Source organism: Clostridium sp. SHJSY1 (assembly GCF_031626875.1).
In the GTDB taxonomy this organism is placed as follows: domain Bacteria; phylum Bacillota; class Clostridia; order Clostridiales; family Clostridiaceae; genus Clostridium.
This window is the reverse complement of sequence record NZ_JANDMF010000039.1, coordinates 1-14,031: the sequence shown is the minus strand read 5'-3', so window position 1 is coordinate 14,031 and position 14,031 is coordinate 1. Positions and strand designations below refer to the sequence as shown.

The 14,031-nt window shown below is 28.8% G+C and carries 13 protein-coding genes; 1 reads left to right on the top strand and 12 read right to left on the bottom strand.

Annotated elements, in window-relative coordinates; all coding sequences use genetic code 11:
• Positions 1-49 precede the first annotated feature (49 nt).
• The 12 genes from NNC19_RS16555 to NNC19_RS16500 form a co-directional block, all read right to left on the bottom strand.
• Entirely contained in the window at positions 50-883 is an 834-nt protein-coding gene (locus NNC19_RS16555) for a cysteine ABC transporter substrate-binding protein (protein ID WP_310939783.1), read from the bottom strand.
• Positions 884-894: 11 nt separating this feature from the next.
• A complete protein-coding gene (locus tag NNC19_RS16550; protein WP_310939782.1) occupies positions 895-1,632 on the bottom strand; it encodes an amino acid ABC transporter ATP-binding protein in 738 nt (245 codons plus the stop codon).
• An 18-nt stretch (positions 1,633-1,650) separates the two neighbouring features.
• On the bottom strand, positions 1,651-2,313 hold the full coding sequence (locus NNC19_RS16545) for an amino acid ABC transporter permease (protein WP_310939781.1): 663 nt from the start codon (positions 2,311-2,313) through the stop codon (positions 1,651-1,653).
• Positions 2,303-2,962 (bottom strand): amino acid ABC transporter permease, encoded by a 660-nt coding sequence (locus tag NNC19_RS16540; protein WP_310939780.1) that lies wholly within the window; start codon positions 2,960-2,962, stop codon positions 2,303-2,305. The genes NNC19_RS16545 and NNC19_RS16540 overlap by 11 nt, the downstream gene beginning before the upstream one ends.
• Positions 2,963-3,147: 185 nt before the next feature.
• Positions 3,148-3,798 carry a cyclodeaminase/cyclohydrolase family protein gene (locus tag NNC19_RS16535; RefSeq protein ID WP_310939779.1) on the bottom strand — a complete coding sequence of 217 codons (651 nt, stop codon included), beginning with the start codon at positions 3,796-3,798 and terminating at the stop codon, positions 3,148-3,150.
• Between the two features lie 48 nt (positions 3,799-3,846).
• On the bottom strand, positions 3,847-4,989 hold the full coding sequence (locus tag NNC19_RS16530; protein ID WP_310939778.1) for a glycosyltransferase: 1,143 nt from the start codon (positions 4,987-4,989) through the stop codon (positions 3,847-3,849).
• 3 nt (positions 4,990-4,992) lie between these two features.
• Positions 4,993-6,270, bottom strand: a complete 1,278-nt coding sequence (locus tag NNC19_RS16525) for a glycosyltransferase (protein WP_310939777.1) — start codon at positions 6,268-6,270, stop codon at positions 4,993-4,995.
• A gap of 9 nt (positions 6,271-6,279) precedes the next feature.
• Positions 6,280-7,806 (bottom strand): murein biosynthesis integral membrane protein MurJ, encoded by a 1,527-nt coding sequence (murJ, locus tag NNC19_RS16520; RefSeq protein ID WP_310939776.1) that lies wholly within the window; start codon positions 7,804-7,806, stop codon positions 6,280-6,282.
• Between the two features lie 11 nt (positions 7,807-7,817).
• Positions 7,818-8,525, bottom strand: coding sequence for a WecB/TagA/CpsF family glycosyltransferase (locus tag NNC19_RS16515; RefSeq protein ID WP_310939775.1), 708 nt, complete (start codon positions 8,523-8,525; stop codon positions 7,818-7,820).
• Between the two features lie 9 nt (positions 8,526-8,534).
• Positions 8,535-9,623, bottom strand: a complete 1,089-nt coding sequence (locus tag NNC19_RS16510; RefSeq protein ID WP_310939774.1) for a hypothetical protein — start codon at positions 9,621-9,623, stop codon at positions 8,535-8,537.
• Positions 9,624-9,717: 94 nt separating this feature from the next.
• Complete coding sequence (locus NNC19_RS16505; RefSeq protein ID WP_310939773.1) at positions 9,718-11,442, bottom strand: phospho-sugar mutase; 1,725 nt, start codon at positions 11,440-11,442, stop codon at positions 9,718-9,720.
• 113 nt (positions 11,443-11,555) lie between these two features.
• Positions 11,556-12,185 (bottom strand): 50S ribosomal protein L25, encoded by a 630-nt coding sequence (locus NNC19_RS16500; RefSeq protein WP_310939772.1) that lies wholly within the window; start codon positions 12,183-12,185, stop codon positions 11,556-11,558.
• 224 nt (positions 12,186-12,409) lie between these two features.
• Here NNC19_RS16500 and NNC19_RS16495 point away from each other — a divergent pair, with 224 nt between their 5' ends.
• Complete coding sequence (locus NNC19_RS16495; protein WP_310939771.1) at positions 12,410-13,870, top strand: aminotransferase class I/II-fold pyridoxal phosphate-dependent enzyme; 1,461 nt, start codon at positions 12,410-12,412, stop codon at positions 13,868-13,870.
• The last annotated feature ends 161 nt before the right edge of the window (positions 13,871-14,031 follow it).

Below are 14,031 nucleotides of genomic sequence, written 5' to 3'. Positions count from 1 at the left end.
TTTAATCATTTCATCTTTAGTTGACTTCTTTATTCATATACTTCTCTTATTATTCAATAATTATATCTTTAGAATCTATTGTATCTCCATATGCAGGCTTTAACGTCTTATTATATGCTTCCTTTATAAGCCCTTCACTACCTAATTTTTTAATTTCATCATTTGTCCAATTTAATAATTCTTCATCACCTTTTTTTACTGCTGGTGCTATTACATCTTGATCTCCCAATGTCTTAACACCTACTTGGAATGCTGAATTTTCTCTTGCCCAAGCAAGAACTAATGTATTATCATGTGCTAAAGCATCCCCTCTTCCATCTTTTAAAGCTTCAAAAGCTTCAGTATTTTGATCAAACTTCAACAATTCAATATCAGGATAGTTTTTCGCAAAATATGATTCTGCAGTTGTCCCTTTATTTACTATTAATTTTTTACCCTTTAACTGACTTACATCAGTTATAGTTCCACCCTTAGAAACTATTCCTAATGAAACCTTCATATATGGATTTGCAAAATCAACTTTTTCTTTTCTTTCATCTGTAACTGTGAAATTCGCTAAAATCATATCAACCTTATTTGATTGTAAAAATTCTACTCTACTAGCTGCTTCTACAAGAACAAATTCAACTTTTGATTCATCTCCAAGTAGGTCTTTAGCAATTTTCTTCCCAATTTCAACATCATATCCTTGATTTTTTCCATCACTATCAACATAACCAAATGGTGGTTTATCACTAAATACACCAATTTTTATAGTTCCTCTATCCTTAATAGACTGTATTGAACTTTTATTACTATCCTCTTTACTTCCACAAGAAACTAAAGACCCAATCACTAATATAAAAGTTAATAATACTGCTACAATTTTAAATCTTTTTTTCATTTTTATCCCCCTTAATAGTTTAGTATATTTAAAAAAGCTTGTGCTCTTTCACTTTTTGGCTTTGTAAAAAATTCTTCAGGCGAAGCTATTTCACAAATTTTACCTTCATCCATAAATACTATTTTATCTGCAACATTCCTTGCAAAAGACATTTCATGTGTAACTATCAGCATTGTCATACCTTCCTTAGCTAGTCCCAAAACTACATCTAAAACCTCCCTAACCATTTCTGGATCCAATGCCGCTGTCACTTCATCAAAAAGCATTATTTGAGGCTTCATGCAAAGAGATCTTACTATAGCAATTCTTTGTTTTTGTCCTCCTGATAATTCCCTTGGATATGATTTTTTTCTATCCAATAGTCCAACTCTTTCCAAAAGCACATCAGCCTCTTTTATTACCTCTTCCTTTTTCCTCTTCTGAACTTTTATAGGGCCAAGTAAAATATTATCTATAATATTCATATGAGAAAAAAGTTCATAACTTTGAAATACCATACCAATCTTTTCCCTAACATTTTTCCAAGGTATATCTCTACCAAGTATTCCCTCATCTTTGAGATTAATTGTTCCTTCTTTTATATCTTCAAGCCCATTAATACACCTTAAAAATGTGCTTTTTCCACATCCAGATGGACCAAGAATTACTACTACTTCACCTTTATTAACTTCTAAATTTATTCCCTTTAAAGCTTCAGTATTTCCATAATTCTTTCTAAGATCTTGAATCTTTAATAATGGTTCTATCATTTTAACGACCTCCTACTTTTACCACAGTTTTTCTAAGCGTTTTGCTAAAATTGATAGTGGATAACAAATGATAAAATATAAAAAGAATATCAATCCATATATCCAAAATGATGCTGTTGGAACCGATAGAATAGATACTTCTATTATCTGCTGTCCAACTTTCACTAATTCTACAACACCTATTAAAACTACTAATGAACTTGTTTTTATCATTCTTGAAATTAAATTTATTGCTCCTGGAAGTATTCTCCTTAATGCTTGAGGTAATAATATGTATATATAAGTCTGTATTTTATTAAGCCCTAAGGAATAAGAGGATTCAATTTGATGTTTTTCTATTGAAGTCAAAGCCCCTCTTACTATATCTCCCATTTCTGCTGTTCCCCATATTGTAAACACTAAAATAGATACAAAAATCCCATCGAGATGTGTGTTTAACCAGGTAGCTACTCCAAAATAAATTATAAACAACCATACAAGTATTGGTATTATTCTTACTATTTCTAAATAAATTCTACATATAAATCTAATCACCTTATTTTTTGTAGTCATAATAATTCCAAGGACAATACCTAATACAAAGGCTAAAGCTGCTGATATAAATCCTATTTTACAAGTTACTAATAATCCACTAAGTAATCGTTCAAAATTACTTCCTTGAAATATAATATCAATCCCCATATGCTGCCTTCCTTCCTCGTTTCTCTAAATAACTAGTTAAAATTGAAACTGGTAAAAGAATTATTAAATATGATATCACAAGCATAAATAAAGCTTCTGTTGTCTTATAATCCATTCCTATAATATCTTTTGCTAAAAACATCAGATCTGCAACAGCTATAGCTCCTACTATTGATGTTTCTTTTAATAAAAACAAACAATTTGCACCTATTCCTGGTATAGCTATAGAAAAAGCTTGAGGTAAGATAACATATATAAAGCATTGTGTTTTGCTAAAGCCTATACTAAGTCCTGACTCAATCTGTCCTTTTGAGACAGCTTCTAGTCCACCCCTGAAAGTTTCTGCCATATAACTTCCCCCTAAAAAACTCAATCCAATTACTCCACATTGAAATCCATCAATTTTAATACCCATTTTAGGTAATCCATAATATAAGAAAAATAACTGTATTAATAATGGCGTATTTCTTGATAATTCTATATATGCTTTTGCTATAATACTAAAAATTTTAACCTTATAATATATTAAATTACTACATATTAATCCTATTATTACTGAAAATATTATTCCAAGTATAGCTAGCTCTACTGTTAAAATTGTAGCTTGCCAAAACTTAGGTATATAATTAACTATAAATTGCCAATTCATTTTATCCCTCCTTCTCATAGCTTACTATTATTATATGTATTATACATTTTAAATTCCACCCAATATACTCCAAAATACATTTAAGTAATCGTATTCTTTTAATTACGCCTAACTTTTTCTTCATTTTTCTCTGTAAATTGCAAAAAAATAATCAGATAACCTTACCAGATTATCTGATTATTTCTTTAAATTTCAGGATAAATTATTTTATTTACTTCTTTACAAATCAACTCTTTTCTTTTTAAAGAATTAATTTCTAAACTAGCAATTTCTTCTTCCATACCTTTTGAGAAACTTTTTTCCCTTAATGAATTTAAGTTAACTTTTACATTTATAATTGAAGATTCTATTGCTGCATGCAAAAGAATCGCTGCACAACCTGCATCTGAAATCAACATTTTATTACCATATCTCACTGCAATATCAATATTATTATAAAATTTATATCCTTCTCTTGCAAGTTCTAAAGGTGCTTTCATAGCTTTTAAAGTTCCTTCAAGTATGGCTTTATTTCTTTTTTCTTTTTCCTCATCACTATCTTTCTTTAACTTATAGCAATCCATAAGTTCATTAAAATATTTTCTATCCTCTTCCATTAACATTATAGACCTTTTTGTAAACTTTTTTGAAGCTTCACAAAAATCTAAAACTGCTTTTTTGATATCTATATCTAAAGCCTCAAAAGATTTTTTATTCACTGTTAATGAGTAAACCATTGAGTTTAAACTTCCTGCAAGTGCTGAAACAAGACCAGCTACACTTCCGCCTCCTGGTGATGGAGAACTTGAAGATAAGTCTTCAATAAATTCTTCCACTTTATATTCTTTAAAATTCATTATTAACTCCCCTTGCTATATTAATTTATGAAATAATTTTTAAAGTTATTAGCCTAATAATTCTTCATATATTTTTTTTATTTTTTCTACAATTACCTTTTCCCCATAACTTTCCAAACACTTTTCTCGTATTAAAGTATGATCAAAGTTATTAATATTTTCAACAAAATCTTTTAATCCTTTTACCAAAGCATTATGATCTCGATTTTCAACTATAATACCATTATAATCTTTAATAATATCCTCTGCTCCACCATTTTTAGTCCCTAATACAGGTTTTCCTAGTGCCATAGCCTCAATATATACCACTCCAAAAGTTTCATATTCAGATGCTAAAACAAAACCATCATACCCATTCATAACATGAACTACATCTTCTCTTGCTACTGTTCCTAAAAAATTAATTTTCTCTTCAAGACCTAATTCTCTTGTTAATGCTTCTAATTCACTCTTCTTTTCTCCATCCCCGCCTATTGCAAGTGTAACATTAGCCTCACTAAAAGCCTCACTAAAAGCTTTTATAAGTCTATCCATACCTTTTCCTTCAACCAAATATGCTAAAGAAAATAATTTTATCTCTTCAGTATTTTTGCTTCTTTCTTTCACAATAGACCTTGAAAAATCAACTAAGTTATGAATTACATCTATTTCAACATCAGTATAGTTTTTCATCTCTTTCTTAAGCCCATTACCAACAGCTATTAACTTATCAGCAGAATCATAAGCATATTTTATAGAATTAAAATAACTATCCTTAACATACCTACTATTTTCTAAAGAGGTGTGTTCTGTTAAAACAAAAGGTATGTTATATTTCTTTGCTACAAAAGCTGCAGAAATCCCTCCCCAAAAAGCTGAATGAGCATGGATTAAATCAACCTTTCCTTCTTTTTTAACTATTTCAAGATAAAGTTTTTCCATTCTCTTGTTAAAACTCTTAAACATCCTTGGATTCTTAGGAAAAAAGTTATAATCTTTATATCTATAAACATTTAAATCTTCTTCAACATTAAAACTTAATCCTCTTTCTTCTCCTACTTTACCAAACAAAGTTATAGGCCAAATTTCATTATACGCTACAGATATCTTTTCTCCACTTCTTTGAAGTGCTTGAAACTGTTCTTTAAAGAAACTACCATGAACTTTATTTCTAGGAGAAGCATACCAAGATGGGACAACCATAATATGCATAATCTACACCTCTAATATCTTATTTAATCTTTCAACTATAGAATTCCATTCATAAGAATCATCAGGTTCTCCAAATAATTCTGTCTTATCTTTTTGTAATAAACTAATTAACTTTGTCTTTATATCATCTTTACTATTATCAGAATTCATACATCTTTCATGTCCATGAACTATCCTTTTAATAGGATCTTGATTATCTCCATATATCACAAATACCTTTCCTCTAGCACCTAAATATTCATAGATTTTTGCAGGTATTTGTTTAGAATTTTTATTTCCAAAAAGCAATAATATTTCTGAATTCAGCATATACTTAATAGCTTCCTTAAATGCTATTCTTTTTGAGACAGTCGCAACTTCCAATTCATCTAACTTTTCTTTTGCATCAGCATCATCAATATTCCCAAAAAATAGAATATTCATCTTATTATACAAAGAAGGATTTTCTTTCTTAATATCTTCTACTGCACTAATAAAAGGATTTATATCTCTAAGTTTAGAAAAAATTTCTCCAGCATATATAATATTAAATTTATCATCTCTAATTAATGTTGGCTTACTTTCTTTTTCTAACATTCTAAAAAATTTAGAATCAAAACCTCTGGTAATGATGTAGGTTTTTTCTTTATTAATTCCATATGTTCTTATATAATCCTGCCTATTATCTTCTGTTACAAATATGAATTTATCTGCTAAATTCACTATTTTCTTTTCCATATCTGATTCTATGGATTTCTTTATAAAATTTGCTTTTTGCCTAGTTGAATCCTTTAACCATGGATCACTCCAATATGTTATCCATGGAACATCTTTAAATTTCTTCTTTATTTCATATCCACAAAGGTGTGAAGATGGTGGCTCATGCATCGAAAAAATCACATCAAAACTTTCTTTTTCCATTAGCTCTATTCCATATTTACTAGCTGCTTTAGCCCACGCATAATACATATCTGGAATTACCACCGCATTCTTTACACTTCTAAGAAACTTTAACTTTTTTATCTTACCACTTGAAGGTGCTGTTACAGCTTCTTCTGTAGATTTTCTTGGAACTAATTTGTTAAATAAACTTCCACCTTCTATCAAATGAGTTTTTATATTTTGATTTATCATTTTTCCTAATGCTTCGTCATAGTATATAGAGTCCTTAGGAAAGTCTACTGTCAATAAATGAACTTCATTTTCTTCTATCTCACTTAATTTATTTAAATATTGTAAAGTTTCAATTGCAGCTGAATTATTTATAAATGGCGAATAACACGCAATAAATAATATTTTCATTTTATCCTCCTATATTTTAACCTTATTTCTTAACACAGTTAAAATTTCTTGTACCTCTTGTACCTTAAAAATATAAGTTAAACATAAATAAACTAAAGCTCCAACTAAAGTCCCTGTTCCAACATAAATAAAGACAGGTAATCCAACCGTAAATTTATTTATTAATAATATAATACCTACCATACCTAAAGTAGAAACAATAACTTTTGCTAATTTTTTAAGCAATAATTTAATGTCCAATTTCCCTTGCAGCTTAATAATACTTTTGCCAAGTAAAACTGCTGTTACCATCATTGCAACTGATGCTGCTATTGATATACCTAAAACACCTAAACTTTTAGATAAAGTTATACTTAACACTATATTTATTATCATTCCTATAACCCCATTAATTGCAGTAAGCTTTGTCTTTCCCATGGAAAATAAAGTTGAATTTAGTATATCTCTAACTCCTGTAAAGAATATTCCAAAAGAATATCCAAATAAAGCTAGTGTAACTAGCATTCTAGATTCTTCTTCATACTTAGGAAATACAATCCCAACAACATCATAGCCATAAATTATAATTCCTGCTGTTATAGGAATAAGTAACAAACCTAAGTATACAAAGGATCTTGTTAATACTTCTAAAAACTCTTTATTTTTTCCTTCACTTTGCCTATTTGCTAAAACAGGATAAACAACAGTATTTATTGAAGAAGTTATAATTGCATTTATAAAAGTAATCAATAACAATGCATTATTAAGTATAGTAATAGCTCCATCTTGAAGCCCTGAAGCTATATTTTTATCAACAATCATATTTAATGAGTTTGCACCTGAACCAACTATAACTGGTAATATCAAAATTAATATTTTTTTAATTCTTTCATCCTTTAAATCTATAAATGGTTTATATTTATATCCATGTTTTCTTAAAGAAGGTATTTGAACTACTACTCTTGCAAAGTTACCAATTACATTAGCAACAGTTAATCCATATATATTAAAATCTTTAAATATCATTAGGTATGCAATCATTGGTAAATTAAAGAATAATCCAAGTATAGATGGAATAACAAAATCTTCGTGAACTTGTAATATAGCTGTAAAACATGCATTTACACCTAAAAACAACAAATTTATCAATGTTATTCTTGTAAGAATTATAGCTATTTCCATTGTTTGTGGGTTAACTTTATCCTTGTTTATAAATAAACCTGTGATTTGTTCTGGAAAAAAGCTTGAAAACACAAAAATAACTAATGATATAAAAAACAATATATTAATTATGTTATTTGCAAATTTATGCATTTCTTCATTACCTTTTTTCACCTTAATGTTACTAAGCATTGGTAAAAAGGAAGTAGAAATAGCAAGACCAACTAAAGCAAAAATTATATCTGGAATAGATGCTGCGGCATAATATGCATCTGATTGTATGCCTGCTGGGAATCTTTTACCTATCAAAAAATCCCTTATAAAGCCCATACACCTACTTATTAAAGCAACTACCATAACAATTGCAGTTGATTTAATTAAATTACTTTTTTTCATATATTCACCTACTATTTACTTTTAAATACTCTCCATAAAAACTTAGGAATAACTGTTAATCTTATAATTCTACTTGGTTCATTTGATACTCTATATAACCACTCTAATCCTAAGGAAATCATCCACTTAGGTGCTCTTTTTACATTTCCAGCAAAAACATCAAAACTTCCACCTACCCCCATATATATATTGCATGGAAGTTTATCTATATTATTTATTATAAATCTTTCTTGTCTTGGACATCCCATTGCAACAAAAATAGCCCAAGGTTTTTTTTCCTTTATTTCTTCAATTATTTCTTCACAATTGTTTAAATCAAAATATCCATTATGTGAACCAACTATATTAATAGTAGGAATGTCTTCTTTTAAATTCTTAATACACATATTTAGGGTTTCTTCTTTAGCCCCGAGAAGATAAATACCTTTACCTTCTTCTGCTGCCTTATGTAAAATTTCTTTCATCACTTCAATTCCAGCTATCTTTTCTTCAACTGGAGCTTTCACTAATTTTGAAGCAAGTACTGTTCCAACTCCATCTGGAATTATTATAGAATATTCTTCATTAAAATTCTTGTTAAGATTCTCATCTTCTAATCCATTAAATAAAACTTCTGGATTTCCTGAAACTATGTTAACTTTTTCTTTTTGAAAAATCTCTTTTAACAATTCTGATTTACTTTTATTAAAAACTTTATATCCCAAAATCTCTGTATTCATATGCACTCCTTACTTTGCCATCATTCTCTCTATCTGTTGTACAACTTCATCCTCAGGATTTAATTTTTTAGCTATTTCTAAATGAAGTTTTGCTTCTTTTTCATTTCCTAAATTTATGTAACACATAACTATATTAGTGCAAATCTCTATATCTTTTGATGCTTCAAATCCCTTTTTAAAATATCTTATAGCCTGTTCAAAATCTCCTATGCAAGCATAATTTACTCCTAGTTCATTAACTACTTCTAAGATACCCGATTCAATATTTAAACTTTCATTTAAATAATATATTGCCTTTTCATAATTTTCTATTTTTCTATAAGCTACAGCTAAATAATAATATAGCAACGGATTTTCTTGAAATTTATCAATTAAAGATAAGAATATTCCTATAGATTTTTCTGGGCTATTATCTAACATTTCTATAGCCTTTTCATAAGAAGTAACATTTTCTATATCATTTATTATTATTTTAACTTCTTCGCTTACATCTCCACCTCTATTTACATATTCATTAATACTAATCTTAGCACTTGCATAATCACCCTTGGCTTTAAGTATTATCCCTTCATATAAATATGGATCTGGTAAATTAGAAAATTCTATCTTTCCTTCTTCTATATTCTGCATAAGAATATCATCAAAAGCACTATCCCCTTCCCTAATAGCCTCTCCAACTAATAGAAGTTTTTTATAATACTCTTCATTTCCACTAGATAAATATAATCCTCTTATTAGTAAATAAGCATCGATTAGCTGGTCTTCTTTAATTCTATTTGCAACTAAAGCTTTTCCACACTCTTCACTTTCTTTTATATTATTTAGAACAATAATATAATCTTCACTGTATATAAGGTTTTCATCAGCACCTAAAGCTGTGAGCATTCCTTCAATAAGATAGTATATTGGTAAATTACTTATTTTTATTTCATCATTAACATTGCTTGTAATATATTTTGAACTAATTGGTACATATAAATCTTTAGTTTTTAATGTAACTCTTTCTGGTATATTAGTCCCTTTTTTAAATCCTTCCCAATTCACTTCTAAAAATAATAATTTATTTAACCTATCTTTAAATATTGCTTTATAATCCATTCATACACCACCAAACCATTTAATATCTCTTATCATTATACCCTAAAACGCAAAAAATGCTATCATCTTTAAAGATGATAGCACTTTTTTAATTTTATTTTAATTTTTCATTAATGATTTTCATTACTTTTTCTTTAAATCTAATTACTTCAGTTTCTGCATTTTCAAGGCTACTTCCTTTAACTGCAAGATAAACCTTCATCTTTGGCTCTGTTCCTGAAGGTCTTACTACAAAGTACGAATCATCTTCTAATATAAACTTTAATACATTTGAAGTTGGAAGGTTTATATCCTTCTTTTCTCCTTTAATTAAATTCTCTTCTACCTTTAACTTATAATCTAACTTTGTATTAACTTTTACGCCATCAACTTCAGTCAATTGAGTATTTCTTAATTTATCAATACATGCTGCAATCTTTTCTGCGCCTTCTTTTCCTGCAAGTTCTAATGAAACTAAATCTTCTTTGAAGAATCCGTGTTTTTCATAAAGCTTAATTAAAGCCTCATAAAGACTTATTCCTTCTTTTTTATAATAAAGAGTCATTTCTGCTATAAGCATAGATGCTATAACTGCATCCTTATCTCTAACAAAATCACCAGCTAGATAACCATAACTTTCTTCAAAGCCAAACAAATACTCTTTCTCTCCTGATGTATTAAACTCTCGAATTTTTTCTCCGATATATTTAAATCCAGTTAATACATCCATAATTTCTATTCCATAACTTTCAGCTATCTTTCTAGCGCCCTCTGTTGTAACTATTGTTTTTATTACAACTCCGTTATTTGGTAATTTGCCAGTTTCTTTTAATGAACCTAATATATAATCTGTTAAAAGCAAGCCTGTTTGATTTCCAGTAAGAACTTTATATTCTCCAGCTCCAACATTTACTACTACACCAATTCTGTCACAGTCAGGATCAGTACCAAAAATTATGTCTGGCATTTCTTTTTTAGCCATATCTAAAGCTAATTCAAAAACCTTTGGTAATTCTGGGTTTGGGTAAGGTGCTGTTGGAAAATCACCATTTGGAGCTTCTTGTTCCTTAACAACTTTAACATTTTCATATCCTAACTCATTTAACACTCTTCTAACTGGTATATTTCCACTACCATGAATAGGTGTATAAATTATTTTTAAATCCTTTGCGTTGTCTTTTACTAGTTGTTCTCTTATAGTCAATCCTTTTACTCTTTCAATATAAGCTTTATCAACATCTTCACCTATATAATTAAGTAATCCTTTTTCTATTGCTTCGCCTTCAGCTATAGTATTAATTTTTTCAAAACTATCTATAGCATTAACAGCTGAAATTATTGTGTTTGCTTTCTCATCAGTTACTTGTCCACCAAACTCATCATATACTTTATATCCATTATATTGTTTAGGGTTATGTGATGCTGTAACAACTATGCCACCTTGGCATTTTAATTCTCTAACAGCAAAAGAAAGCACTGGTGTAGGTCTTAAACTTTCATATAAGTAAACTTTTATTCCATTTGCACATAGTGTTAATGCTGCTGCTTTTGCAAATTCCTTTGACATATTTCTTGAATCATAAGCTATTGCAATAGATGGATTCTTGAAATTATCATTTAAATAATCTGCAAACCCCTGAGTAGCTTGAGATACTGTATATATGTTCATTCTATTAGTACCAGCTCCAATTACTCCTCTTAGTCCACCTGTACCAAATTCTAACTCTTTATAAAATCTATCTTCAATTTCCTTGTCTTCTTTTATGCTGCGTAATTCTTCTTTTATTTCTTCACTTATAATACTTGAATTTAACCAGCTTTCGTATTTCTTTTTATACACTGATACCCCTCCTCATTTCTTTATAAATTATATTATACAACATATCTAACATTTTACAATGGGGAAGTTAATTTTTTCCATTTTTTTCTATGTAAGGGCACCTAGTGCCCAGTCTATTCCTCTGATTTTTTTCCTTCTTCTTTAATGTTATCATCATCACGATTTTCCATTTCTTGTTCTGATAATTGAGAAGTTAATCTTTTTTCGTTGCTTATAGATGCAATTACTGTTTGTATATCATCTATTATTGATATTTCTTCTGAAATTTCTAAATCAGAAAATCTATATACAGCACCTAATTCACCTTTAGAAACATCCATTTTTATAGACTTTGGCAATTTATCTGGCTTACAACTTACCTTTACCACAGCTTTTTCTTTTTGAAGAACTGCACCTTTGTTATTAAGCCATTCCTCTCCAGTAAATTGAATTGGAACTTCTGACTGAATTTCTTTATTAGCCCCTATTTCCTCTAAATCAATATGAATTATTCTATGAGATACAGGATCTCTTTGAACTTCCTTCAATAATGCCATTTCTTCATTTCCATTAAAATTAAAATTAATTATTCCATGTTCCCCCCTTGAAGATAATTCTCTTCCTAATTCTAATTCACCTACCTCAAATAAAAAATTACCAATTTTTTTACCATATAATACACCTGGTACAAGCCCATTTCTTCTTTCTCTCCTAGCAGAATGACCTGACGATAAATTTCTTTCTATCAAGTTCAAATTATTCAATTTTTTTCACTCCTTATATATAAACTCTTTATAATTATTCCAAAAACTTATAAATTTTATACAAATAAATTTAAAATTGCCATTTAGTTTTGAAAATTTTACATCAAATCCTGCTAAAACTCATATATTAATATTGCATACAACAAATTTATACAATATAATCATATAGGATTAATTTCTTAATCATAAAAAGCATTTTTAAAATTACGGAAGCGGGTGTATAAATGAACAAATTTAATCAAAATAGAACTCCTCTATTTGATGCATTAAAAGAATACGTAAACAGAGATACTCTACCATTTCATGTACCAGGGCATAAAAAAGGGGTAGGAATTGATACTGAATTTAAAAATTTTATAGGTGAAAATCCATTTAAAATAGATGTAACGGTGTTTAAGTTAGTAGATAGTTTGCACCATCCAACAGGCCCTATTAAAGAAGCTCAAGAACTTGCTGCAGATGCTTATGGTGCAGATGCTAGCTTTTTTTCAATTCATGGAACTTCTGGTGCTATACAAGCAATGATTATGTCAGTTGTATCAGATGGAGATAAGATAATAGTACCTAGAAATGTTCACAAATCAGTTACTGCAGGCATAATACTAAGTGGAGCTATTCCTGTATTTATGCAGCCTGAACTTGATAAAAAATTAGGTATAGCTCATGGTGTTGCTCCTTCAACTGTAAAAGAAACATTAGAAGCTAATCCTGATGCAAAAACAGTACTAATAATAAATCCTACTTATTATGGAGTGTCCACTGACATAAAAGAAATTTCTGATATAGTTCATAGTTATGATATTCCATTGATTGTAGATGAAGCTCATGGTCCTCATTTAGCATTTTCAAATAAACTTCCAATGTCAGCTTTAGAGGCCGGTGCAGATATTTGTGCTCAGAGTACTCATAAGATTATAGGTTCTTTAACTCAAGGTTCTTTACTTCATGTTAAAGGTAAACGTGTTAATCCAAAGAAAGTACAACAAATATTAAATCTTTTACAAACTACATCTCCTTCTTATATACTAATGGCATCTTTAGATTGTGCTAGAAGACAGATTGCTTTAGAAGGAAAAGAACTTTTAAATAAAGCTATAGAACTATGTGAATATACAAGAACAGAAATAAATAAAATAGCAGGCTTTCATTGCTTTGGTGAAGAAATATTAGGTAAGGATGGTTCCTACTCTTTTGATCCTACTAAACTTACAATTTCTTGTAGAGATTTAGGCATAACAGGTTATGAATTAGATACATTATTAGCTGATAAATATCATATCCAGATGGAATTATCTGATTTTTATAATGTATTAGCAGTGGGATCTTTCGGAGATACAAAAGAAGGTATGGAGAGATTATTAAAAGCTTTAAAAGAAATATCAAAAGAATATTTTAGAAAAAAGCCTGCCACTCCAGACTTCCTAGATATTCCAGCTATACCTAAAAAAATACTTAATCCACGTGAAGCCTTTAATGCTAAAAAAGAAGAAACATTACTTTTAGAAAGTGAAGGCAAAATTTCAGGAGAATTTCTTTTAGCATATCCACCTGGAATTCCATTACTTTGTCCTGGTGAAGAAATAACTAAAGAAATAATTGATTATGTACAAGATTTAAAAAGAGCAAATCTCTATGTTCAAGGTACTGAAGATTTAACAGTTACTTTTATAAAAACATTAATTTAATATATTGCAATTTAAAATACCCTATAGATTAAATATAAAATTAATCTATAGGGTATTTTTTACAGCTACCTTAAAGTATAATATGAGTAGTCACGAAAACTAATTTCTATAATTCTGATTTAATATAATTATTAGATTCAATTGAATATTTCAGTTATAGG